Source organism: Pseudomonas sp. LBUM1659 (assembly GCF_059716045.1).
In genome coordinates, this window is the sequence record NZ_CP166797.1 from 4,843,274 (window position 1) to 4,865,943 (window position 22,670).

Consider the following 22,670-nt stretch of genomic DNA (forward strand, 5'->3'; position numbering starts at 1 on the left):
ATCAGTGCTTCCGCGGGGCCAGATAGCCCAGCCAGCGGCGCTCGGCCATTTTGAACAGCTTCACCAGAATGAAGGTCAGGCACAGGTAGAACACGCCGGCGGTGATGTACGCCTCGAACGGCAGGTAGAACTGGGCGTTGACCGTGCGCGCGGCACCGGTGATGTCGATCAGGGTCACGATGGACGCCAGACTGGTGGTCTGCAGCATCATGATCACTTCGTTGCTGTACTGTGGCAGCGCCCGGCGCAGGGCCGATGGCAGCAGGATGCGCTTGTACATTTTGTAGCGCGACATGCCCATGGCCTTGGCGGCTTCGATCTCGCCGTTCGGCGTGGCACGCAGGCTGCCGGCGATGATCTCGGCGGTGTAGGCGCTGGTGTTGATCGCAAAGGCCAGGCACGCACAGAACGTTGCGCTGGACAGCCACGGCCAGAGGAAACTTTCACGTACCGCTTCGAATTGCGCCAACCCGTAGTAGATCAAAAACAGCTGCACCAGCATCGGCGTGCCGCGGATCACGTAGGTGTAAAGCCAGGCGCTCATGTTGACGGCCGCGTTCTTCGAGACGCGCATCAAGCCCAGTGGCAAGGCGCACAACAGGCCGAAAAACAGCGACAGCGCGAGCAATTTGAGGGTAGTCACCAAGCCGCCGAGGTACAGCGGCAAGGCCTCCCAAATGACGTTGTAGTCGAAGATCATAGATCAGCCGCCCTTACGCCTACCGAGTAGCGCTTCTCAAGGTGACGCAATGCCAGCAACGAGACACTGGTGATCACCAGGTACATCGCCGCCACTGCGAGGAAGAAGGTGAAAGGCTCGCGGGTGGCATCTGCCGCCTGCTTGGCCTTGAACATCATGTCTTGCAGGCCCACCACCGAAATCAGCGCGGTCGCCTTGGTCAATACCAGCCAGTTGTTGGTGAAACCCGGAATCGCCAGACGAATCATCTGCGGCACCAACACCCGGAAGAACACCTGAAAACTGCTCATGCCATACGCCATGCCGGCTTCTGCCTGCCCCTTCGGGATCGCCATGAAGGCGCCGCGGAAGGTTTCCGACAGGTACGCACCGAAGATGAAACCCAAGGTGCCGATACCGGCGGCCAACGGGTTCAAGTCGATGTAGTCGTTAAAACCGAGCAGCGGTGCGACGCGGTTGAGCAGGTCCTGGCCGCCGTAGAAAATCAGCAGGATCAGCACCAGATCGGGAATACCGCGGATCACCGTGGAATACAGATCGCCCAGCCAGGCCAGCCAGCGAATCGGCGACAGACGCAGCGCAACGCCGATCAGCCCCAGAACGATGGCCAGGACCATGGACGACAAGGCGAGCTGAAGCGTCAGCCATGCGCCATCGAGGATGACAGCCCCGTAGCCTTTCAACATGATTCAGGTCCTCGAAAGTTGGGATGAAAAAATGGCGCAAACCTCAGAGATCCTGTTGCTTGCGCCATTTCGGACTTGTCGCCGCAGCGTTTTACTTGCCGTAGATATCGAAGGCGAAGTACTTGTCCTGGATTTGCTTGTATTTACCGTTATCACGAATGGCAACGATCGCGGTGTTGATCTTGTCTTTCAGCGCGTCGCCCTTGCGAACCGCGATACCTACGCCGTCGCCGAAGTATTTGACGTCGGTGAACGCCGGGCCAACGAAGGCGAAGCCTTTGCCAGCGTCGGTTTTCAGGAAACCGTCATCCAGCAGCGTAGCGTCTGCCACGGTGCCGTCGAGGCGGCCGGCGGCCACGTCGAGGTAAATTTCGTTCTGCGAACCGTAAGGCTTGATCTCGGCACCCAGCGGGGCCAGGACTTCACGGGCGAAACGCTCGTGGATCGAACCACGTTGCACGCCGATGTTCTTGCCCTTCAACTCAGTCAGGCCGTCGGTGACTTGAGTGCCGGCCTTCATGACCAGGCGCGCCGGAGTGTTGTAGTACTTGTTGGTGAAGTCGACAGACTTCTTGCGGTCTTCGGTGATCGACATCGACGACAGGATCGCGTCGATCTTGCGCACTTTAAGTGCCGGGATCAGACCGTCGAACTCTTGCTCGACCCACACGCACTTGACCTGCATCTGCTCGCACAGGGCGTTGCCGATGTCGTAGTCGAAACCCACGATGCTGCCGTCCGGCGCTTTGGAAGCGAACGGAGGGTAAGCCGCTTCGATGCCGATTTTCAGAGGCTTTTCATCGGCGAAGGTTGGCAGGGACAGCACGGACAGTGCCAGGGCGCCAAGCAGCACGAGTTTCTTCATCTTGGGACTCCATCGGTAAAGGGCAAAAACGGCAGAGTGAGCGACAGCCCAATGTGCGAGTGAGTAGAACCACAAAGCGATGCTGCGCTATAGGAATCGCGCGCTTTTTTCAACGCGAACAACAACGAGCGAGTGATCGGCATTCTAACGACAGGCCCGAAGCCGATATTTCTTCAATGCGACAACTAATTACAGAAGCACCGAGAAAGCCGCCTGAGCGCGTTGACAGCCCTGCAAAATCATGCGAGAGCAAAAGACAGTGAACCGATCTACATTGCAAATTGCGGGCCTATTATTGGCAAACCCTTCTAATCCGGCAAGCTTGGCGTTATGTCTTATTTTTCTGGAGGGCTGAGGAGGCCCGGGAATGGGGTTTAGCGTTTCCCAATGCCCCGGATGGGTGTGGGCGGTTACACATTCAGTTACTTGAAGGGGGATGGGTAACAGTGGGAAAGGGCCTACAACTGAAGCCGATAATTATTGGCTGTTGTTTATGCAGCGCCTGACCCGGCCTCTTCGCGAGCAAGCCCGCTCCCACATTTGATCGGGTTACCACGCAGATCCCACATGCACCGCAAATCCCCTGTGGGAGCGGGCTTGCTCGCGAAGGGGCCCGACCTGGCACCACAAAACCCCAGACAATAAAAAACCCCACCAGGCTCACCACCCGGCAGGGCTTCATCACTCCAGACCCGCTACTTAAGCAACATTCATGGTCTTGTGCGTATCAATCAAATGCTGCACCACACCCGGATCCGCCAAGGTCGAAATATCCCCCAACCCATCGTATTCAGCCGTCGCAATCTTGCGCAGAATCCGCCGCATGATCTTGCCCGAACGGGTTTTCGGCAGCCCCGGCGCCCACTGGATTACATCCGGCGAAGCAATCGGACCAATCTCCTTACGCACCCAGTTTTTCAGCTCCAGGCGCAGTTGCTCGCTCGGCTCTTCGCCACCGTTCAGGGTGACGTAGACATAAATGCCCTGCCCCTTGATGTCGTGCGGCACACCGACCACCGCCGCTTCGGCGACTTTCGGGTGAGCGACCATCGCGCTTTCGATCTCGGCAGTACCCATGCGGTGGCCGGACACGTTGAGCACGTCATCCACGCGACCGGTGATCCAGTAGTAACCATCCGCATCGCGACGCGCACCGTCACCCGTGAAATACATGCCGCGGAAGGTCTTGAAGTAGGTATCGACGAAGCGGTCATGGTCGCCGTACAGGGTACGTGCCTGGCCCGGCCACGAATCGAGAATCACCAGGTTGCCCTCGGCAACGCCCTCGATGATGTTACCGAGGTTGTCCACCAATGCTGGCACCACACCGAAGAACGGACGTGCCGCCGAACCCGGCTTGAGCGCGTGAGCACCCGGCAGAGGGCTCATCATGTTGCCGCCGGTTTCAGTCTGCCACCAGGTATCGACGATCGGGCAACGGGACTTGCCGACATTCTTGTAGTACCAATCCCAGGCTTCCGGGTTGATCGGCTCACCGACCGAACCGAGCAGGCGCAGGCTGCTGCCGTCAGCGCCCTCAACCGCCGCAGTGCCCGACGCCATCATCGCGCGGATCGCGGTCGGCGCGGTGTAGAGGATGTTGACCTTGTGCTTGTCGACGATCTTCGCCACTCGGGTAATGTCCGGGTAGTTCGGTACGCCTTCGAACAACAGCGTGGTCGCGCCATTGGCCAGCGGGCCGTAGACGATGTAACTGTGGCCAGTGACCCAGCCGACGTCGGCGGTGCACCAGAAGATTTCGCCAGGACGGTAGTCGAACACACGTTCATGGGTCATGGCTGCATACAACAAGTAGCCGCCGGTAGTGTGTTGCACGCCCTTCGGCTTGCCGGTCGAACCGGAGGTGTAAAGGATGAACAGCGCTTCTTCGGCGCCCATCTCTTTCGGCGCGCAGACGCTGCCCGCCACTTTCATCAAGTCTTCAAACCAGATGTCGCGATGCTGGTTCCACTTGATGTCGCCACCGGTGCGCTTGCACACGATGACTTTCTGGATGCTGCTGGTTTCCGGGTTGGTCAGCGCGTCGTCGACGTTGGTCTTGAGCGGGATCTTCTTGCCGGCACGAATACCTTCGTCAGCCGTGATCACCACTTTGGATTTGCAGTCGATGATGCGACCGGCCAGGGCTTCCGGCGAGAAACCACCGAACACCACCGAGTGAATCGCGCCGATCCGGGTGCAGGCCAGCATGGCGACCACGGCTTCGGGGATCATCGGCATATAGATAGTCACCACGTCGCCGCGGTGCACATCCTGGCCGCGCAAGGCGTTGGCGAACTTGCAGACTTGTTCATGCAGCTCGCGGTAGGTGATGTTGCGGCTTTCGGAAGGATCATCCCCTTCCCAAATGATCGCGACTTGATCGCCGCGCTCGGCCAGATGACGGTCGAGGCAGTTGTAGGAAACGTTCAGCGTGCCGTCGGCGAACCATTTGATGTCGACATGGTGATCGTCGAAAGACGTCTGCTTCACCGTGGTGAAAGGCTTGATCCAGTCGAGGCGCTTGGCTTGCTCGCGCCAGAAGCCGTCCGGGTTGACGACCGACTGCTGGTACATGGCTTTGTAGGTTGCCTCGTCAGTCAGCGTGTTAGCCAGAACCTCGGGACGAACGGGATACAGAGAAGCCGCACTCATCTTTCTTACCTCGGTGGAATAGTTGTTTTTGTATGGCCCCAGTTGTAGCCGGGCCGGGCCTATAGAACCATTCGACGATGGTAGTAACAAGCCCCTACAAAATGTCCTGAAAAGCCCAAAACAAGCCTGGAACACACGTCCCAAATATCACACCCCTCCTGTGGGAGCGAGGCTTGCCCGCGATGAGTTCGACGCGGTCTACCTGAAAAAAACTCCATCACCAAGACCGCCAGCCAAACGCTTCTTACAACGATATTCGAGGATTGTTACGAATTCCGTCAAAGGTGTTTATCAAAACCACGCCTATATGAATGAAAACCCCACGCCTAAAATCTGCCCCGCCAACAAGGCAACCTGATTAACCGAGTTGCAGCCCCCACGAAGGCAGTTAATCAAACACTCCGATACCGAAGCTCCACACGCAACCCCACAAAGGTTGCGTGACCCCATTCGACCTCTAAAAGGTAAATCCGAAATGAAAGCTTTATTAGTTCTGGCCCTCAGCAGCCTGTGCGCAACCGCCATGGCAGACGAGGTCCCGACTGATGTCGCACAGCAACAACCGGCCGTTGAGCAATACACTTACGCCACTCACCTGGACATCGCCAAAGTTGTTTCCATGAGCGAAGTACCGAACGTGTGTGAAGTTGTCCCGATGAAAATGGAATACGAAGACTCCAAGGGCGAACGCCATATTCTGAGCTACAGCGTGATGGGTAACGGCTGCTCTAACGGCTGATCTCGACTGCACCGAATCGGGCCATTTCAGCTGACAACTGAAGGTCGAATCCAGCCCGGCTCCGGTCGGGCTCAGTTGTGTTTGCAGACCGCGAAAACCGCTACGAAACACAACATGTAGTGAAAAGCGGCGTTTTTGACTGTTTTTTGAGCAGAAACAATCCAGCGTCAAAATTTACGAAAAAAAAACTACACCGGCCAAAGCCCTGTATTCCCTCGGTTTGCCCGAAAAACCCGCCCTTCCGGCCGTTCCATGAGCCGATTCGCCGCACCACGCCGGCAAAAATTTCCCTATAATGCCGCCTTAACGGGCCTGCAATATCCCCTTACAGGGATGAAACGCCAGTCTGAAGCCCCGCAGTAGCGTTTAACGCTGGTTGCGCCCATCAGTGGCTCTCGGAACCCCGTACAAAATTCTGTTTTATTGCCTGCCTTGGCTGCAAAAAACGATTCCTTAAGATCCAACGCGGTCAGACCGACCGTGTGAAAAACCATCACACGGGCATCTGGCCCTCACGCAGGAGACGACACGTCATGCTGAGCTGGGACGAATTCGACAAAGAAGACAGCGGCGAAGCCGTGGTAAAAGGCGCTAACGCCGGCCACGCGACCGAAGCCAACATGGACCGACTCGACACCGCAGGTGGTGTCGCCGCTCAAGAAGCTCGCGCCGTTACCGCGAACGACTCTGCCGCAATCGCCCGTGCCAAAGCTGCCCTGGACACCCTCGACGTCGCCGAAGGCCTCGCCGAACTCGAAGGCGCCTCCGCCCGCGTCGCTGTCGACGAAAAGCGCATGATCAACTGCCGCGCCGATCTCAACCAACTCGTACCGTTCAAGTACGACTGGGCCTGGCAGAAGTACCTGGACGGTTGCGCAAATCACTGGATGCCGCAAGAAGTCAACATGACCGCCGACATCGCCCTCTGGAAAGACCCGGAAGGCCTGACCGACGACGAGCGCCGCATCGTCATGCGCAACCTCGGCTTCTTCTCCACCGCCGACTCCCTGGTTGCCAACAACCTGGTCCTGGCCGTGTACCGCCTGATCACCAACCCGGAATGCCGCCAGTACATCCTGCGCCAGGCCTTCGAAGAGGCGATCCACACCCACGCCTACCAGTACTGCATCGAATCGCTGGCCATGGATGAAGGCGAGATCTTCAACATGTACCACGAGATCCCATCGGTCGCGAAAAAAGCCACCTGGGGCCTCAAATACACCCGCTCGATCTCCGATCCGAAGTTCGAAACCGGCACCGTCGAAACCGACAAAGAGCTGCTGCGCAACCTGATCGCCTACTACTGCGTTCTGGAAGGCATCTTCTTCTACTGCGGCTTCACCCAGATCCTCTCCATGGGCCGCCGCAACAAAATGACCGGCGTCGCCGAGCAGTTCCAGTACATCCTGCGCGACGAATCCATGCACCTGAACTTCGGCATCGACGTGATCAACCAGATCAAAATCGAAAACCCGCACTTGTGGGATGCCGAGATGAAGGAAGAGGCTTCGCAGATGATTCTGCAGGGTACTCAGCTGGAGATTGAATACGCGCGTGACACTATGCCTCGCGGGGTATTGGGCATGAATGCGGCGATGATGGAGGATTACCTGAAGTTTATTGCTAACCGTCGTTTGTCGCAGATTGGGTTGAAGGAAGAGTATCCGGGGACTACGAACCCGTTCCCTTGGATGAGCGAGATTATGGACTTGAAGAAAGAGAAGAATTTCTTTGAGACTCGGGTTATTGAGTATCAGACTGGTGGGGCGTTGAGCTGGGATTGATTCCTGAGTGCACAGCCTAAAGTAACGATGTGTTTTTTTGGTCCATCGCACTTTTTTGAATGAGAAATAAGTCAGAGCGGAGCCGCAGTTAGTGGCTCCTGCTCAATCTTTATGGCGAACGACTGTTAACCACTGAGCATCTGGCACAGAAGTAGCCAAGAATAGAGCCTTGACGTCTGCTATCGAGAGATGGCGAGAAGATGAGGGGGCAAAAACAAGAAACCCACAGCAACCGTTAGAGCGGATGCTGTGGGCCTTGACCGTACTGGTGAACAAAGCCCACTCGTACGGGCCGTAATCGGGGGAACCCACAATCACGAAAGCATTTGGGAAATGCGGGGCGTGAGTATGGACGACCTTTGAGCGGTGTCAACGGCTGATCGTCGGAGACTGGGTTTCGCACGAGATCTTGTTTCCAAAGTAAATCGGCAAGCTAGGCATTTTTGCCAATGCACAGACATCCACATTGAGAGGATTGTAATCATGTCCAAGAAAAATCAGCATGTCGTTCCACATGGAGACGACTGGGCCGTCAAAGGCGCGGGCAACTCAAAGGCAACAAAGGTTGTGAACACGCAAGCAGAAGCTATTCAGCTCGCGCGCGAGATCGCAAAAAACCAAGGAAGCGAAATGTTCATACATGGACAGAATGGGCAAATTCGAGAGCGCAACACCTACGGAGATGATCCGTTTCCTCCCAAGGGCTAATCGTATCGGCTCAAGGAAGAGCCAACTCCCTGCTAGCTGAACAGAAAACGCTTCTCGAATTATCCTACCTACCCAGAACTGCGCAGTTCGCGCCCACCATCAGTGTTGGCTCCAGCTCCAACCTTTGAATGCGCCCTGTCTACGCAATCAGCATATTGAATGGCCAGAGGCGATAACGCGCAATTTCTCCGCCAGTCGCTCCAAAGTATCGGGATCATTCTTAAGATGGCATTCCCAAACAATCAAAACATTCCAGCCGGCAGCTTCAAGAGCGTCGATGTTGGCTAAATCTCGAATTACATTCTTCTGAAATTTTTCGCTCCAGAATTCGGGTCGTGTCTTTGGAGTCGTTGAATAGACGCAACCCGGATGGCGATGCCAGAAGCAACCATGGACAAAAATACAGACTTTCAGACCAGGAAGTACAAGATCAGGTTTGCCCGGAAGATCTTTCCTATGGACTCGGTACCGATAGCCTCGAGCATGCAGGAATCTTCTGACCACCATTTCCGGGACAGTATTCTTACCGCGAATGCCGGACATCATCTTGGAGCGAGTTGCCGAGTCAACTATGTCCATTTCAGCTCTACCTGGAAAACCTCATTGCCAACCAAGATTTAGGCTATCCACCTCATCAGATCTGGCTCGTGAAATGGATGCCACCGCCTCGGCTATGGACGAGGAGCGGCCTGAAACTAGCATCCCCACGCTCCCCCGAAGTCTTCAAAGTCGAGGTGCCTCAGCGTAGACTTTTGGTTTCCACAATAAAATCGCTCAAAGTCATAAGCTTGTCACGCACCTCATCCGGGTACTTCGTGTGCAATGGTCTAGGCACCACCAACTTGACGTTCGCGGCCTTCATCTCGGCAAATTGATGAGGAGAAACGCCTTCTTGAAGAGTAAACAGATGGATTCTGTCCACCCTGTTGGCTTCATTTAGAACCTGACGCCAGCGGTCCTTGCAGGTTGTTTTGACAGCCAGCATACGCAAATTTTGATCGGGGAACGCAAGGTCATGATAATCGGCGCATGACGGGAAGATGAAATCAGGCCGCTTGTTGCCCTCTGTTTTGCACTGAGTACTGAACGCCACAAGTCCAAATTGCCGAAAGAGATGCTCAAGATGTATCTCAAGTGACTTTCCCGATCTTGATTTGCGGCGATTGCTGACCGAGTTCGCCATCTGCATGAATTCCTCGACGGAACCAAATCCCTTCTGAACCTGATGCAGAATGTGAAATTCTTCAATCTGACGGAACAGTTTGTATTCGTTGTCACGCCGTTCGAGGACGAGCTCATCAGGCGTTGACTTCACGGAACTAAATACTGCGAGTAGATAGGCAATAATCTCTTCGCCACTAGGGAATGCATCCTCCCAAGCAGGCGGAATCGCAACATTGCTAGACTCTTTATCCGGACTCGGAGCAAAGCCGGCAAACAGCCTGTCACCCCGGTCAAAAAGCGTAGTACCGGGAATTACCTCACCGATCTTGTTCTCAACAAACTCTTCCTCTTCCAAGCTCTTGCAAATCCAGATATCCAAAAACTCTGAGTCTCGACCCAAATGAGGTACATGGAACGCAAAGATCGCTAGTGCCCCCGTATTCTCCGGATCTTGGGCGGGACTGTTTTTAACGTCTGTATTCCATCTCGTCAAACGGTGTTCGTTGCGCGACCCTGGTCCATCGAAATGGCGATTGTTGTAGTAAATACCTCTCAGCGTCTGTTCTGGAAAACCATGTGAGGTGACCTGCGCCGTCAGACTACAGTCAGGATTCATACAAGAAGTGCTCGAAATGGACGGCAACGCTATGCCTACAACTGCTTTGGGCACATAAATACCTACCCCATTTCCACCCGTGAGTCCTGTGTCGTTTGCCGAAAGTCGCTTGATGAATATCCACCATTCATCTTGATTCTTGTCTTCAATCCATTGCGAAAAGCTTGTCATGGGTAAGGTCGCTGAACAATTTAGGGGGCGAAAAGAAGAATGTCAGGCAGGCCCGCAGAATTGCTTCTGCGAGGTGTTCCGACTCAAGAATTCTGTCATGCCGTGAAGGCTTGAGTCACCAATCGAGCCTTCATTCAACGGTCTCTAAATAGAGATGCACGTCTCATCATTCAGGAAGAGCAAACTCCAATTGTGGTTGCTCCTTATCAGCAGTTTTTTCTTTCGCCGCTAATATCCGGTCCCTCATCAACCGAGCCACAGCCTCAAAAACCGGGACGGCAACCGAGTTTCCGAACTGGCGATAAGCCTGGGTATCAGATACAGGGATCACAAATTTGCTCTCCCCCGGCTTGTCGAACCCCATCAGCCGCGAGCATTCGTGCGGAGTCAACCGGCGCGGACGATGGAGCTGATTCAGCTCATGATTGAAGTCCAAGGTTTCCACAAATCCACGGTCAACCAAAATTTCCGAGCCGTCCTTGTGGTATCTCGCCGAGAGCGTACGAGCCACGTCATTTGGACGGGTCAAGCCAAAACCAAATCCATTGCCCTTCTCACGATGCTTCGCGGCGTAACGGTAGAGATAATCCCAAAGCTTCGGTGTGAGGATATATTTGTCATCCACATCCTTATCAAGCAGATCACCAAAGCTAGGTCGCTGCTTTGGTATCAGTTTGCTGATGTCACGCAACGTGAAGCCTTGGTGAACATTCAGGTCACGACGGAAACCTACCAGCACAATTCGCTCACGATGCTGCGGCACGAAATGCTTTGCATCGATGACCTTGGGGTCTGAACCCTTCGGCGCATTTACATCTGCAACCTCATAGCCCAACTCATCCAGTGCTTCACAAATGATTCGGAACGTATTGCCCTTGTCGTGGCTTTTCAGGTTTTTCACGTTTTCAAGCAGGAACGCAGCTGGCCGTTTCGCGGCGATAATCCGGGCCACGTCGAAAAACAGAGTGCCTTGGGTCTCACACTCGAAACCATGCTTACGCCCCAAGGAGTTTTTCTTGGAAACACCTGCAAGGGAGAATGGCTGGCACGGAAAACCTGCCAACAGGACATCGTGATCAGGAATTTCGCGATCAATGTTCTTGTAGGCGTCTTCGTCACTGATTTCAGGCTTGTCTGAAAGCGTGACCGAGCGGATATCGAGATTGAAGCGATGGCGAACCGGATCGCAAAAGTGGTTCGCCTTGTAGGTTTTGACTGCGTATTTGTTCCATTCGGACGTGAACAAGCATTCGCCGCCAATAGATTCAAACCCTTTTCTGATTCCACCAATACCAGCGAAAAGATCGATGAAGGTAAAGGATGGTTTGTGGTTCAAACGCTTAGGCAGCAGCGCTTCCAGGCGCGTGAATTCAATGTGGGAAAGCTTCGGCGATGCCTTGCCTTTGACCCAGCGATTGATCGTTTCACGGCACCAATGGGTTGGGCTGACATCGTTGAGAATTTCGGCGAGCTGGCCTTGATCGTAAATCTCAAGCAGCTTGTGCAACAGCACAAGATCAGTCACAGGATGGGTATCCGGCTCAAAGGAACCCGAAGTCGTTTCGCTCAAGGATTCAAAAGATGGCGTTTCAAAAAGATTCATGAGCCCGAAATTCCTCTGGGTCAAAGCTGTGACGAATGATCACCATTCTAGCCCCGTAAACCTCAAAGTAAATGAAATTTCTTCAGATCCGTGACATAGGCTTACCAACACGGATTCGGGCAAGCGTAGAAATTAACAGCAACCAGACACTGGATATAAACACAGCATAATTTACTCTCAGCCTTTGTCCAGATTTCGTTTTTGTTTCTTTAGAGGTAGGAAAAGTCGCTGGTTGACGATTCCCCCTGATCAACCTAACCTCGCTTCCGAGCCTAAGAAACTCTACAAACCAGAGCGGCCCTCCGCACCCGACAGTCATGCGGCTTTTTTTCGTCTGCGGTTTCCCTACGCCTGCGAGAAAATCCCCGTTATGTCGGGAGTGGGCGAATACAAGACCCGAAAGGGGAATATGTCCGGCCCGTCTCTGGTGGGTTTCTTAGCTCCCGACACCCATAACGAATGCCCTAAGAAAGCAGCTAGAGGTAAAGGAAATGCCTGACTATCCAACCTTCATGATGAAGGTGAATCGCCGTATCCATACGTCCCATCGCGTGCTTCCGCTTCAGGAGGTTCGCCATGTCTGAACCGCTCGCTTCAACCCTTTTCACTCGTCACGACATCTACCTTCACGCACTTCTGGTGGAGAACCAGGCCTGGTTCTGCGCTCATGACCTGGGGCGGTTGATGGGGAAATTCCTCGACGAGCGAATGTCACGCAAACTCGATTCAGACCAGCGACAGATGATGCTGGTGGATGCTCACGGCACAGCAGAAGAACGCCTGATGATCAGCGAGTCCGGCGTCTACGCGTTGCTGGTTTATCACTATTGCCCGGAGTATCGGTTGCTGCGCGAATGGCTGACGCACCAAGTGATTCCGGCGCTGCGTGATGCTCGTCCATCGCGGTCAGTTGAACGCCCAACGTTGAGTGTTCTGGACTGGCCGAAGATGTCGCTTTGCATGTTGCACTGGCAGGATGAGCCGTGGATTCGGTTGCGGGACATGCCTTGTGTATTAACGGATGATCCTTTCAATCAACGCGGATCGTGGTGGCGGAAGGCGTCGCGAGTGTTGCGAGGTTTTTGATCATTCGTTGCCGTGAAGAAAATCCGCTGCTTGAGTTTCAAGTGGCGGATTTTGTTTAAGTGGCGTATTCACTGATGCCATCGCGAGCAGGCTCACTCCCACAGGTTTGGTATGTTGCCGCTGGTGTCGGAGTGTTGAAAACAGTCGCTGTCGTCATTTAAGCGACCAGGAAAAATTAACCGCGTCGCTATGGCTTGGAAAACTTCATCGGCACATGTGCACGAAGACGGCGAGCCGTAAGGATTGCGCTGCCGTCCCGTTAAAAAAAGAAACCGCTTAGAGTCATCCAGGAATCGTCCTACAGCCACGATCAGCCACGTTCGTTAACGTCGCGCAGCCCCTTTTCCCGGGGCTGCCGATGGATGAACGAAAGGAAGATCAGTGGCTGGCAACAAGGACATTCCGCGGATTAAGAATCCCCCCTCCGGTGATGGGCATCACGTCACTTACCGCTACATGACTGCCACCGAATTGGCCGAACGGGATGCCAGGCAAAAAGCCTACGAGGCCATGCTAGCCAGGCAAGACGCCTTCGAGCGCAGCCGTCAGGTCATAGCGAAAAAGCAAAGGCCGGCTCAAGCCGGATGTGTCTTTGCCAAGTCCTGCAACCTGCCGGACGCCATCATCGATTACTCGAATCCTTCGGGTGTTATGCCGACCGACGGTCTCAAGAATTACGGCGAAATTGCCTGGCTCGGCGCTCGTGGTGTAGACGATGCCGGGCTGCTGAATCTCGAAACCATCAGCGGCAGTACCGTCTCGCTCGGCATCGGTCGACTGGCACTTAGAGCCCCGGCTCTCGCTGTACCTTTATTGGCACTTGAGGCTGCCACTGCCACCACATTGGCCGGCGTTGTCGCGTTGTTCTGGACACCGAGCCTGGGCGACAGCGCGCTCTATACCGAAGATCAACTGCGCGCCCTGAAACAGGCCAGAACCCGCGTTCGCTTGCAGGTCGAGCAACAGGCTGATGGCAGTCTCAAGGGATACGGCTTTTACACCGGTAAGAACCGCGATTGGGAAATGGTCGATGTCGTGCAGTTCACACTGCGCGGCAGCCAGCAGGTGGCGGATCTCGGGGAGGGTGTTGAGCTGATCTGGACGCCAGCAGTGGATGGTTCGGATATCCTCGGCATTCCAGCGCTGGAGGCTGCACCGCAGGCGCCGCATATTTGGGTGTATCCGCCGACGTCGGCGGCGGCCAGCATCATCGTGAACCCGGTGTATCCGCCGGAGTACAAGGATTTCATTCTGGTGTTTCCCGTGGAGTCGGGGGTAAGGCCGGTCTATGTCGTTGTCAGTATTTCTCATCATTACTACCCGAAGCCACATACCTTGCCGGCCTTCCCGGATGCAAAATGGGCCCCAGGCAAAACTCGCATGAAGGGCGGGGGCCTACGTCCTCGTTGGAAGGATAAAAAAGGCACAATTTACGAATGGGACTTCCAGCACGGCGCAGTGGAGAAATACAACAAACGCGGAAAACACTTGGGCGAGTTTGATCACGCATCAGGCAATCAGACAAAACCTGCAGACCCAACGAGGACGGTAGAGCCATGAAGCACACGGTGATGGGTATCAATGAGGGAGACGACTTTGCTTCTTATGAGCACGAGCTTCCGATCAAAAGCGAGGAACTCGCGGTATTGATGGGCTGGAAGGATCAAGAGGACTACGTGTATGACTACCAATTGACGAAGGAGCAAATTACAGCCATTGAACAGGCCTGCTCGGTTTCGTTTCCATCCGATCTCATTCTTTTTTTAACCACCAGTCAAAATTGACGTGTGATGGGTTTACGGTGTTTTGAAAACAGGCAGTGCAATTCGCCCCACGTTCTGCTCGCACTAAGGGCCCGAACCCGCCATGAAATTCAGCCCCGCCTACAACCTCAGCATCGACGACAAGTTGTCGATCTATGACGTGTGCGATATGAGTTCCCACTGGCACCGTCTAAGAAAAATGGCAGGCACTTCCTCGAGGTCCATCATGCTAAACATCTGGCGGAAAAAGGTTACGACAGGACGAGAAGTGCCGTAGCACTGTGCCCGAACCGCCATCGACGTTGACCATCTGGGCGAATTCAATCATTAAACGGGAGAACGAAGGGCGCTAAGCCAAGCAGGAAGACCCAGAGTGTCCCTGAAGAGAAAAAGCATGCGCTATCTTTCCATCACCGGCTTTTACCCCGATGAGAAGCAGGACGACTCCCTGCAGTTTGAGCTGAATATCGAAGGAAATAAACTCAATGAGAAAGTTGCCCATCTCATTGAATCCAAGCCACTTAGCGAAGTGGAACCAGGAGAGTTACTTTTAAATGCAAGTCAGGTAATGGAGCTCTCAGACCTTATAGGCGTCAGTTTCCCTGAGGAATTGGAATACTTTATAGGGGCGCGCTCCCAGCAATGAAAAATATTTGTGAAGACGTTATGGGACTGAAAATCAGACTTGAATGGTATGACAAACGGACCGAGATGGGCGAAGGGGAGGAGTTATCGAAAGACTTTGGCGATGATGGTTCTGTTATCAAAGCACTGGGCATCCCCATTGAAAACAACGTAAACAATGGCGGTTTCAACGTATCCCCCGACTGGGTCAGCACTCTTCAACCCCATTTCCACCATGCCATTCAGTTGCTCTCCTATGACTACCAAGTAGCGTTCGTCTATCGAGACAAGTGGCAATCGAAGTGATAGATGGACTGAAAAATTCAACACAAAAAACCCGACCAGTTTCCTGATCGGGTTTTGTTTACTCGTTTCTTCACTTAGTGCGAAACACAACTCGTCAGCTCGTGTTTGCGGGATCCCCGACTGCTTTGAAGACCGACGGGGGCAAGCGGCCTCGCCGCTGCTAGCGGTCGGTTTGGGGAATGTGGTGATGTTACGTATCGCAAGCGGTCTCGCCCACAAGGAAATCTGCGGCAGGATCTGTTCCCGGTGCTGGGTCATCGGCCTGTCACCAGCTGTCGTCAAACCCATCAATGATGTCTTCGGGAGTCTTTGTAAAATCCGCAGACATTCGAATTTTGCCCTTCAATCGTCCAGGTTTACGTGCCTGAGAAATTTCGACATGAGGCAGCAGATTCAGATAAGGCTTGCCGTCCTTGACGATAACAACCGTATCTCCACGCCAGGTACGTTCGCCGAGTTGAGAGAGTTGGGATTGTGCTTCGTGCATGTTTACTTGTAGCCGTTCAGTCATATGGCACCTCCATAGATTTATGCACGCTAGCTGAAGCCTGAGAGTTTCGATAGCCATGGCCAGCCTGCTCTTGGCGGTGTTCCGTTGAAGTGTGTGAACGATAATGCGTCAATCCAGATGTCTGGCGGTGTTCTTGGGTTTTTCGCGAGCAGGCTCGCTCCCACAGGTTTGGTGGGTTGCCGCAGATTTTTAGGTATTTTGAAAACAGTCAGTGCAACCCGCCCCGGCTCCCGCTATTAATACCCTTCCCCACTCAAGGACCCGAGCCCGTCATGAAATTCGACCTCGCCTACTGCCTCAGCCTCGACGACAAGCTGTCGATCTATGACGTGCGCGATCTGAATTTCGACGAGACCATGGCGTTCGATTCAGCCAAAGAACACTTTCAATGCCCCAATGACAATTGCAGGGCGGCATTCGGTGCAGCCAACGTGCTGACAACATTCAACGCAAAAAACGTGAATTACGTCCGCACCCCACACTTCAAGAACACACCCAGCACCCGGCACGTAGCGGATTGCCCCTATGTCAGTCTCAAAGCCTCAGCGTCTGGTGTAGACGTGGACGGTGCGGAAACGGATGACAGCCGCGAGGAGCATTTCCCGTCGGAATTGTTACTGACCCGACGTCAGTATGTGCGTCATCCGTCGAACCCGGCGGGGCCGGCGGATGAGGTTAGAGACATCCCGAAAACCGTTTCGACGGACAGCCACATAGAGCTCCCGAACCGCGAAACGGCTCCGGACAAGACCAGTGTCTTCGCCCACCCGGTGGAGTGTTTTGTCTCGAACTTCGAGGACAAGGAGCTGCTCAAGCGCATGCCGCTGAAGATTGGCGAGCACACAGCGCCTTACGGTTCTTTCTTCAAGAAGATCGAGTATCTGCAGGACAACAAGGGGCTGATTTACTGGGGCAAGATCAAGGAGATCAAGGATTACACCCAGAGCTTTCGCATCGATTTCGAACAGAAGGTCTGGTTCAAGCAGGCGGATGAGGCGAAGAAGAAGCCTTATTCGGTCAATGTTTACTTGAGCAAGAAGCTGATCGACAACTACCGCAAGCGCAAAGCGTTTCTGGAAGAGATCAAGCACGCCATCGAGAGCGGAAAGGAGTTGTATTGCTTCTTTTATGGCGTGACGCCGGAGTTAAAGCAGGTGCCGAGCAAGAAAAACCCCGAGCAGACGTTCGGGGTGTTCAGTGCGAATATTGAGAACCTGGATCACTTCATTGTTCGGGAAGCGCCAGGGTTGGACAGCTAGTTATCGGTCCTGCTGAAGCTGCCTCTCCAGTTCACGAAACTCCTGTCTCACGTCTTTGCGCCGATCACGTGCAGCCTGGATGCCTTGCTCATCAAGCCCACAGTATTGACGTAACCAGTGCGCCATCATCTCCTCGTCAGGGGCGTAATAATCTTTGTAACCCTTGCTGTTTCGAAGGGTGTCGTTCATCTGCGCATCGAAGCGTCCAGCGGCGAACTCATCCGGCGGTAGAGTGCCCCACTCGGCGGCGAAGCCCTGGAAGATCCAGGCGATTTCATCGATGTGTTTTTGCGCACCACGGTGCCTGCGTTTGTACAGCGCGTACTGCCGGCAGTTCTCTTCGTATCGCGCCATCATGGGCTCATCATCGACCCATTGAAGAATATCGTGCTGCCCCGCGTGATGAATCAGGCCGTAGATCCAGCGCTCCGTAAACCGATGGATAAATCCTTCAACATCGGCTTTTTTCGCATCCGCGAAAATCATGCAGTAGCGCGTTTTGATGTGAATGACGAACAGTACGTGCTTGCGCTGAACGGTGATCGCATGGACCAGCCACTGTTCCGCAGAATCCCCCCATTCATCTTCTTCAGGCGTGGGCGATGGCGGTTGGGCCTCTACCGGCGTGATTGTTTTGCCCTTGTATACGCGGCTGAAAAATTTACTGGCCGCTTCGGTGCAGTTAAAGATCAACATCCATGGTTCTCGAGAGTCGTTGCAGTTATTTAAACCATATACCAAGCATCGCCAAAACCAGCAAACCCACATAAACCCGCGCATGCACTCGATCCGGAATCCGCCCGATCCAGGGTGTGGCCAATCGAATCCCCAGCAACGATCCCATCGTCAAAACCGCAAACGCCAGCAAATCCACATAACCGATAAACCACGATCCCAGGTCAAACTCGCTGAACCCCGCCATGGCCATGTAAGTCACCGTCCCGGCCACAGCGACCGGCAAGCTCAACGGATTGGCCATGGACGTCGCCTGACTCATGCTCAACCCACAACGTCGCAACAACGGCACGGTCATGACGCTGCCGCCCACGCCGAGAAACGTCGCGATAGCGCCAATGCCTACGCCACCGCCAGACACTTCCGCCCTGCCCAATCGTCGTGGGATTGCGTTATCGGTGCGCGTAAGAAAACCGCGTCTAACCAGGCAATCCACAATGGTCACGCCCAGGTACGCGATGAACGCATAACGAATCACCTCGCCACTTACCCACATCGCGGCCACCGCTCCAACCACCGCGCCCAAACCAATGAACCCGCCCAACGGCCACAGGTAATGGCGAATGAGATTACCGGCGCGCTGATGTTTGCCGGTGGCGACCAGTGCGTTGACGATCATCACGCAGGTCGACGTCGCCACGGCAATGTGCATCGCCGATTGGCCGATGGGATCGTCGGCGCCATGGCTGGCGGTGAGCAGGCGGTAGAGCAATGGCACGACAACGAAACCGCCGCCGAAGCCGAACAGTACTGCCGTGATGCCGGTCATGCAGCCGAAGAGTGTCAGCAGGAGATAAAACATTGCGGGTCGTCCGTTGGTTGGAAGCGGTCGACGATAGAGCGATGCGCCTTGGCCTGCTTCAGCAAGTCAGCCAATAATGTTCGCGTTTACGCCAACTGCTGGAAGTTGCACGATGCGCAATGTTTCGATTGATTTGCTGGATGACACGCCTCGCCCGGTGGTGGCGATTGGGACGGATTATTCCCACGGCCAATTGTTACCTCGTCATACACACCGGCGGGCGCAGTTGTTGTATGGCGCTACCGGGGTGATGCAGGTCAGCACGCATGACGGCAATTGGGTGGTGCCGCCTCAGCGGGCGGTGTGGATTCCGCCGGGGATGGCGCATGAGGTGCTGATGCTTGGGGTGAGTACGCGCAGTGTGTATATCGCACCGGCTGCGGTTGATCTGGGGGATCGTTGCCAGGTGATCAGTGTGTCGCCGTTGATGCGGCATCTGTTGATGGAGGCGGTGGAGATCCCGCTGGTGTATGACGAGGCTGGGCGTGACGGTGCGCTGATCGACTTGCTGCTACACGAACTGGCGCGCAGCACTCACCTGCCGTTGCACATTCCGCTGCCCGTGGATGCGCGGTTGCTGGGGTTGTGTCAGGCGTTTCTGCGGCAACCGAATGCTCACCAATCGCCGCAGCAATGGGCCGATCAATTGCACATCAGCCTGCGGACGTTTAATCGGTTGTTCCGACAACAGACCGATCTGAGTTTCAGCCAATGGCGGCAGCGCGCCTGCGTGGTGCTGGCCCTGGCGCGGTTGGCGTCGGGGTCCGCGGTAACGCGCATCGCGCTGGATTTCGGATATGACAGCCCGGCGGCGTTCTCGACCATGTTTCGTCGTGTGCTGGGGCAGCCACCGTCCGTCTGGATGGAAGCCTCGAAATAGCACACATCAAAAAATGAGTTTGATCCGGGCGCAAAACAACTGTACAAAAACACAGTATATTTTGAATCAGCACTCTCGAGCCCGGAGAACACCATGGCCTCTCATGCGATGAAAATCACCCTGGAACGTATCGCCCTCTTCCAATTCACCCCGGCCCACTGCGCCCAGGCCCGAGCGATGCTGGGTTGGAGTGTTGATGAACTGGCTCGGGAATCCGCGGTTTCGGTAGAGGCCATTGAGCGGTTTGAGGCCAGACGCGATGTGCTGGACGTTACCCGGTTGGCGTTGGCGTATTGCTTTGAGGCGCAGGGGCTGGTGTTTTTCCCGGGGTTTGCGCCGGGTCGAGGGATGAATGTGAAAGGGTCTACGCCGAACCCGGTCGGGCGGGCGGATTATGCGATGGTTGAGTGAGGGGTCAGTGACGAGAGGGCCGGCCGCTGATTAACGAGCGGCCCGACTGCAGAGTATCAAGCGTTCTGCGCGGTGACCTGATCACGCTCACTGTCCATCCCGAGCCACCACGCACTCCCGCGTTGCGGATAGCTTACGTTGAACGCCTCGCCCATTTGCGGCGTGGTGATCGAGACATTGCGCTCCCAGGCCAACGCCAGAATGCGGTCGAAGGGCTCGAACCAGGCGTGCATCGACAAGTCGAAGGTGCCGTTGTGAATCGGCAGTAACCAGCGTCCTTTGAGGTCGATGTGTGCTTGCAGGGTTTGTTCCGGCTGCATGTGAATGTGCGGCCATTCAACGTTGTAGGCGCCGGTCTCCATCAGCGTCAGGTCGAACGGGCCGTACTGTTCGCCGATGCGTTTGAAGCCATCGAAGTAACCACTGTCGCCGCTGAAGAAGATCCGCGTATCGCCGTCGATCATCACCCACGAGGCCCAGAGTGTGCTGTTGCCGTCGAACAAACCACGGCCGGAAAAGTGTTGCGACGGGGTGGCGATGAACTGGATACCGTCCACCTCGGTGCCCTGCCACCAATCGAACTGGCGCACTTTGCTGGCATCCACGCCCCACTTGATCAGCGTGTCGCCGACGCCCAGCGGGGTGAGGAAGTATTTGGCCTTGTCCGCCAATTTGAGCACCGCGTGATAATCGAGGTGGTCGTAGTGATCGTGGGACAGGATCACCGCTTCAATTGGCGGCAGTTCTTCCAGAGTGATCGGTGGCTGGTGGAAACGCTTTGGACCGGCCCATTGCACGGGTGAAGCGCGCTCGGCGAAGACCGGGTCGGTGATCCAGAATTTGTCCCGCAGTTTCAGCAGGACCGTGGAGTGGCCGAGGCGGTAGACGCTGTGGTTGGGTGCTGCGATCAACGCTGCCTGAGTCAGGGTTTGTACCGGCACCGGCCCCGCCGGGCGGGTGTTGCGTGGTTTGTGGAAGATCATGTTCCACATGATGCGCAGCATTTTGTGAGCACCTTCGCGTTGCACGGGCACATGGTTTTGAAAGCGCCCTTCTGTCTGATGGGAAGCTTCAGGCGTAGGGGCGTTATCCGTAGCGGAAGTAGAAGTGGCCATGACTGAGTGACTCCAGAAAAACCGCAAGATTGCAGTTCTTCTCGGTGGGACGATAAATGGCCAAAGCATGCACGCATTAGCCGGACGATCTATCTTTCGCTGGGCAGGATTAACTCAACATTACACTGCACAGTGTAGTTTCTAGGTTGCATCAAAGCCGATGGCAAGTAAACTACCAAGTGTAATTTTCCTTTGCCTCCTGCCGAAGCGTACTTATGACAGCTCCACAGCGCCTCACCGACCGAAAACGCGCAGCCATTATTCAGGCGGCGATTGTCGAGTTCCGTGCCAACGGTTTCGACATCACCAGCATGGACAAGATTGCCGCCACTGCCGGCGTGTCGAAGCGCACGGTGTACAACCACTTCCCGAGCAAGGAAGAGTTGTTTGCCGAAATCCTCAATCAACTGTGGGCAAGGGTGACGGCAGGACACGAAACGTCCTACCGCCCTGACCTGCCGCTGCGCGAACAGATGCGCGTGATGTTGCAGGCGAAAATGCAGATGCTCGGTGACGACAATTTTCTCGACCTGGCGCGGGTGGCCATCGCCGCCACCATCCATTCGCCCGAGCGTGCGCAGAACATGGTCACCAGAATGGGGGAGCGTGAGGAAGACCTGACCGTCTGGATTCGCACGGCCCAGGCCGATGGTCGATTGAAACCGGTCGACCCCGCCTTTGCTGCCCAACAGATCCAGGGAATGCTCAAATCCTTCGCGTTCTGGCCGCAAATTTCCATGGGGTTGCCGGGGCTGTCAGCGCAGATGCAGACCACCGTGGTGGAGTCGGCGCTGGACATGTTCCTGGCCTGTTATCAGGTCTGCGAAAAATGACACGGTCCCGCCCCTTCCCCTGCATGGCTCGGTGCTAAATCAATCGCGCAATGTGTTTCAGAGTGAAACTGGCGCGAGGGCTATAGTGAGCGTCAGTCCCAGCGCCATGCAGAGAGCATCATGACCACCCCAACCACTGACACAAAACCCGTCGTCGATCATTTACGCTTCCACCGCCCTCACGCCCACCTCGCGCCCACTTTCGGCAACGACAAATTTGCCCTGCGCGCCGAAGCCTTCGCGCGGTTCTTTGGCACGCCGACCTTTCTCGGGGCGCAGACGCTGATCGTGGTGGTGTGGGTGTGCCTCAATATCTTTGGCGTGACCCATTTCGACGTCTACCCGTTCATCCTGCTCAACCTGGCGTTCAGCCTGCAAGCGGCTTACGCCGCCCCATTGATTCTGCTGGCTCAGACCCGTCAGGCGGCGCGGGACAAGGCGCAGTCCGAAGCCGATGCGCAACACCGTGAGGCCATCGCCGTGGCCAACAGCGAACGTCAGGCCGAAGCCGCAAAAAACAACGCGCAATTGTTGGAGTTGCTCGAACAAAACACCCGGCTCACAGAGATGACCAAGACCCTCACCGAACGCATCGAGAACCTGACCTCGGAAATGCATCAGCACTTCGTGCGCAAAGAGCCGCCCAAGGTTTAA

24 protein-coding genes are annotated in these 22,670 nt (G+C 55.2%); 13 read left to right on the forward strand and 11 right to left on the reverse strand.

The genetic code is table 11. The annotated features are described in order from the left end of the window. Position 1: 1 nt before the first annotated feature. The 4 genes from ACA048_RS21935 to acs form a co-directional block, all read right to left on the reverse strand. Positions 2-700, reverse strand: a complete 699-nt coding sequence (locus ACA048_RS21935) for an ABC transporter permease (protein ID WP_497626251.1) — start codon at positions 698-700, stop codon at positions 2-4. Next, the gene (locus tag ACA048_RS21940; RefSeq protein WP_027923922.1) at positions 697-1,386 is read right to left on the reverse strand and encodes an ABC transporter permease; all 690 of its coding nucleotides are present in this window, start codon (positions 1,384-1,386) and stop codon (positions 697-699) included. Before ACA048_RS21940 ends, ACA048_RS21935 begins: the two co-directional genes overlap by 4 nt. Positions 1,387-1,477: 91 nt before the next feature. After that, complete coding sequence (locus ACA048_RS21945) at positions 1,478-2,251, reverse strand: ABC transporter substrate-binding protein (protein WP_497626252.1); 774 nt, start codon at positions 2,249-2,251, stop codon at positions 1,478-1,480. Between the two features lie 699 nt (positions 2,252-2,950). Next, complete coding sequence (acs, locus tag ACA048_RS21950; RefSeq protein WP_497626253.1) at positions 2,951-4,906, reverse strand: acetate--CoA ligase; 1,956 nt, start codon at positions 4,904-4,906, stop codon at positions 2,951-2,953. A 475-nt stretch (positions 4,907-5,381) separates the two neighbouring features. On the opposite strand from acs, the gene ACA048_RS21955 reads away from it, so the two are divergent. From ACA048_RS21955 to ACA048_RS21965, 3 genes are all read left to right on the forward strand, one after another. Continuing rightward, positions 5,382-5,645 (forward strand): DUF2790 domain-containing protein, encoded by a 264-nt coding sequence (locus ACA048_RS21955; RefSeq protein WP_497626254.1) that lies wholly within the window; start codon positions 5,382-5,384, stop codon positions 5,643-5,645. A gap of 533 nt (positions 5,646-6,178) precedes the next feature. Next, a complete protein-coding gene (locus ACA048_RS21960) occupies positions 6,179-7,429 on the forward strand; it encodes a ribonucleotide-diphosphate reductase subunit beta (protein ID WP_007943877.1) in 1,251 nt (416 codons plus the stop codon). Positions 7,430-7,912: 483 nt separating this feature from the next. Then, on the forward strand, positions 7,913-8,137 hold the full coding sequence (locus tag ACA048_RS21965; protein ID WP_038369622.1) for a DUF2188 domain-containing protein: 225 nt from the start codon (positions 7,913-7,915) through the stop codon (positions 8,135-8,137). 147 nt (positions 8,138-8,284) lie between these two features. Here the strand turns inward: ACA048_RS21965 and ACA048_RS21970 are convergent, their stop codons facing one another. The 3 genes from ACA048_RS21970 to dcm form a co-directional block, all read right to left on the reverse strand. Continuing rightward, entirely contained in the window at positions 8,285-8,716 is a 432-nt protein-coding gene (locus tag ACA048_RS21970; protein ID WP_497626255.1) for a very short patch repair endonuclease, read from the reverse strand. 160 nt (positions 8,717-8,876) lie between these two features. Continuing rightward, positions 8,877-10,088, reverse strand: a complete 1,212-nt coding sequence (locus tag ACA048_RS21975; RefSeq protein ID WP_497626256.1) for a type II restriction endonuclease — start codon at positions 10,086-10,088, stop codon at positions 8,877-8,879. 166 nt (positions 10,089-10,254) lie between these two features. Further along, positions 10,255-11,691, reverse strand: coding sequence for a DNA (cytosine-5-)-methyltransferase (dcm, locus tag ACA048_RS21980; RefSeq protein ID WP_497626257.1), 1,437 nt, complete (start codon positions 11,689-11,691; stop codon positions 10,255-10,257). A gap of 576 nt (positions 11,692-12,267) precedes the next feature. Between dcm and ACA048_RS21985 the strand changes: the two genes are divergently transcribed. The 5 genes from ACA048_RS21985 to ACA048_RS22005 all read left to right on the forward strand — a co-directional run bounded on the left by ACA048_RS21985 (position 12,268) and on the right by ACA048_RS22005 (position 15,470). Continuing rightward, entirely contained in the window at positions 12,268-12,777 is a 510-nt protein-coding gene (locus ACA048_RS21985) for a BRO-N domain-containing protein (RefSeq protein ID WP_497626258.1), read from the forward strand. Between the two features lie 381 nt (positions 12,778-13,158). Further along, positions 13,159-14,337, forward strand: coding sequence for a colicin E3/pyocin S6 family cytotoxin (locus ACA048_RS21990; protein WP_497626259.1), 1,179 nt, complete (start codon positions 13,159-13,161; stop codon positions 14,335-14,337). Beyond that, entirely contained in the window at positions 14,334-14,561 is a 228-nt protein-coding gene (locus ACA048_RS21995; RefSeq protein WP_497626260.1) for a DUF7683 domain-containing protein, read from the forward strand. The genes ACA048_RS21990 and ACA048_RS21995 overlap by 4 nt, the downstream gene beginning before the upstream one ends. A gap of 373 nt (positions 14,562-14,934) precedes the next feature. Next, positions 14,935-15,186: a pyocin S6 family toxin immunity protein gene (locus ACA048_RS22000; protein ID WP_497626261.1), complete on the forward strand. Its 252-nt coding sequence runs from the start codon at positions 14,935-14,937 to the stop codon at positions 15,184-15,186. A gap of 20 nt (positions 15,187-15,206) precedes the next feature. Beyond that, a complete protein-coding gene (locus tag ACA048_RS22005; RefSeq protein WP_497629915.1) occupies positions 15,207-15,470 on the forward strand; it encodes a colicin E3-like toxin immunity protein in 264 nt (87 codons plus the stop codon). A gap of 265 nt (positions 15,471-15,735) precedes the next feature. On the opposite strand, the gene ACA048_RS22010 is transcribed toward ACA048_RS22005, so the two are convergent. Further along, positions 15,736-15,981: a type II toxin-antitoxin system Phd/YefM family antitoxin gene (locus tag ACA048_RS22010; protein ID WP_497626262.1), complete on the reverse strand. Its 246-nt coding sequence runs from the start codon at positions 15,979-15,981 to the stop codon at positions 15,736-15,738. A gap of 272 nt (positions 15,982-16,253) precedes the next feature. Here ACA048_RS22010 and ACA048_RS22015 point away from each other — a divergent pair, with 272 nt between their 5' ends. Beyond that, positions 16,254-17,240: a hypothetical protein gene (locus ACA048_RS22015; protein ID WP_497626263.1), complete on the forward strand. Its 987-nt coding sequence runs from the start codon at positions 16,254-16,256 to the stop codon at positions 17,238-17,240. On the opposite strand, the gene ACA048_RS22020 is transcribed toward ACA048_RS22015, so the two are convergent. Both ACA048_RS22020 and ACA048_RS22025 read right to left on the reverse strand, forming a co-directional pair. Then, positions 17,241-17,936 (reverse strand): DUF6933 domain-containing protein, encoded by a 696-nt coding sequence (locus tag ACA048_RS22020; protein WP_497626264.1) that lies wholly within the window; start codon positions 17,934-17,936, stop codon positions 17,241-17,243. It abuts the gene before it with no gap. Between the two features lie 25 nt (positions 17,937-17,961). Further along, entirely contained in the window at positions 17,962-18,777 is an 816-nt protein-coding gene (locus ACA048_RS22025) for a sulfite exporter TauE/SafE family protein (protein ID WP_497626265.1), read from the reverse strand. A 112-nt stretch (positions 18,778-18,889) separates the two neighbouring features. Here ACA048_RS22025 and ACA048_RS22030 point away from each other — a divergent pair, with 112 nt between their 5' ends. Together ACA048_RS22030 and ACA048_RS22035 are read left to right on the forward strand one after the other, a co-directional pair. Further along, complete coding sequence (locus ACA048_RS22030) at positions 18,890-19,657, forward strand: AraC family transcriptional regulator (protein WP_497626266.1); 768 nt, start codon at positions 18,890-18,892, stop codon at positions 19,655-19,657. Between the two features lie 93 nt (positions 19,658-19,750). After that, entirely contained in the window at positions 19,751-20,068 is a 318-nt protein-coding gene (locus ACA048_RS22035; protein ID WP_077431414.1) for a helix-turn-helix domain-containing protein, read from the forward strand. 56 nt (positions 20,069-20,124) lie between these two features. Here the strand turns inward: ACA048_RS22035 and ACA048_RS22040 are convergent, their stop codons facing one another. Then, on the reverse strand, positions 20,125-21,183 hold the full coding sequence (locus tag ACA048_RS22040) for an MBL fold metallo-hydrolase (RefSeq protein WP_497626267.1): 1,059 nt from the start codon (positions 21,181-21,183) through the stop codon (positions 20,125-20,127). Positions 21,184-21,398: 215 nt separating this feature from the next. Here ACA048_RS22040 and ACA048_RS22045 point away from each other — a divergent pair, with 215 nt between their 5' ends. Both ACA048_RS22045 and ACA048_RS22050 read left to right on the forward strand, forming a co-directional pair. Continuing rightward, positions 21,399-22,016, forward strand: coding sequence for a TetR/AcrR family transcriptional regulator (locus ACA048_RS22045; RefSeq protein WP_497626268.1), 618 nt, complete (start codon positions 21,399-21,401; stop codon positions 22,014-22,016). A 120-nt stretch (positions 22,017-22,136) separates the two neighbouring features. After that, positions 22,137-22,670 carry a DUF1003 domain-containing protein gene (locus tag ACA048_RS22050; RefSeq protein WP_497626269.1) on the forward strand — a complete coding sequence of 178 codons (534 nt, stop codon included), beginning with the start codon at positions 22,137-22,139 and terminating at the stop codon, positions 22,668-22,670.

Coding starts and splice junctions, on each gene's coding strand:
- ACA048_RS21935 (WP_497626251.1), bottom strand. CDS start 700: ATGATCTTCGACTACAACGTCATTTGGGAGGCCTTGCCGCTGTACCTC.
- ACA048_RS21940 (WP_027923922.1), bottom strand. CDS start 1,386: ATGTTGAAAGGCTACGGGGCTGTCATCCTCGATGGCGCATGGCTGACG.
- ACA048_RS21945 (WP_497626252.1), bottom strand. CDS start 2,251: ATGAAGAAACTCGTGCTGCTTGGCGCCCTGGCACTGTCCGTGCTGTCC.
- acs (WP_497626253.1), bottom strand. CDS start 4,906: ATGAGTGCGGCTTCTCTGTATCCCGTTCGTCCCGAGGTTCTGGCTAAC.
- ACA048_RS21955 (WP_497626254.1), top strand. CDS start 5,382: ATGAAAGCTTTATTAGTTCTGGCCCTCAGCAGCCTGTGCGCAACCGCC.
- ACA048_RS21960 (WP_007943877.1), top strand. CDS start 6,179: ATGCTGAGCTGGGACGAATTCGACAAAGAAGACAGCGGCGAAGCCGTG.
- ACA048_RS21965 (WP_038369622.1), top strand. CDS start 7,913: ATGTCCAAGAAAAATCAGCATGTCGTTCCACATGGAGACGACTGGGCC.
- ACA048_RS21970 (WP_497626255.1), bottom strand. CDS start 8,716: ATGGACATAGTTGACTCGGCAACTCGCTCCAAGATGATGTCCGGCATT.
- ACA048_RS21975 (WP_497626256.1), bottom strand. CDS start 10,088: ATGACAAGCTTTTCGCAATGGATTGAAGACAAGAATCAAGATGAATGG.
- dcm (WP_497626257.1), bottom strand. CDS start 11,691: ATGAATCTTTTTGAAACGCCATCTTTTGAATCCTTGAGCGAAACGACT.
- ACA048_RS21985 (WP_497626258.1), top strand. CDS start 12,268: ATGTCTGAACCGCTCGCTTCAACCCTTTTCACTCGTCACGACATCTAC.
- ACA048_RS21995 (WP_497626260.1), top strand. CDS start 14,334: ATGAAGCACACGGTGATGGGTATCAATGAGGGAGACGACTTTGCTTCT.
- ACA048_RS22000 (WP_497626261.1), top strand. CDS start 14,935: ATGCGCTATCTTTCCATCACCGGCTTTTACCCCGATGAGAAGCAGGAC.
- ACA048_RS22005 (WP_497629915.1), top strand. CDS start 15,207: ATGGGACTGAAAATCAGACTTGAATGGTATGACAAACGGACCGAGATG.
- ACA048_RS22010 (WP_497626262.1), bottom strand. CDS start 15,981: ATGACTGAACGGCTACAAGTAAACATGCACGAAGCACAATCCCAACTC.
- ACA048_RS22015 (WP_497626263.1), top strand. CDS start 16,254: ATGAAATTCGACCTCGCCTACTGCCTCAGCCTCGACGACAAGCTGTCG.
- ACA048_RS22020 (WP_497626264.1), bottom strand. CDS start 17,936: ATGTTGATCTTTAACTGCACCGAAGCGGCCAGTAAATTTTTCAGCCGC.
- ACA048_RS22025 (WP_497626265.1), bottom strand. CDS start 18,777: ATGTTTTATCTCCTGCTGACACTCTTCGGCTGCATGACCGGCATCACG.
- ACA048_RS22030 (WP_497626266.1), top strand. CDS start 18,890: ATGCGCAATGTTTCGATTGATTTGCTGGATGACACGCCTCGCCCGGTG.
- ACA048_RS22035 (WP_077431414.1), top strand. CDS start 19,751: ATGGCCTCTCATGCGATGAAAATCACCCTGGAACGTATCGCCCTCTTC.
- ACA048_RS22040 (WP_497626267.1), bottom strand. CDS start 21,183: ATGGCCACTTCTACTTCCGCTACGGATAACGCCCCTACGCCTGAAGCT.
- ACA048_RS22045 (WP_497626268.1), top strand. CDS start 21,399: ATGACAGCTCCACAGCGCCTCACCGACCGAAAACGCGCAGCCATTATT.
- ACA048_RS22050 (WP_497626269.1), top strand. CDS start 22,137: ATGACCACCCCAACCACTGACACAAAACCCGTCGTCGATCATTTACGC.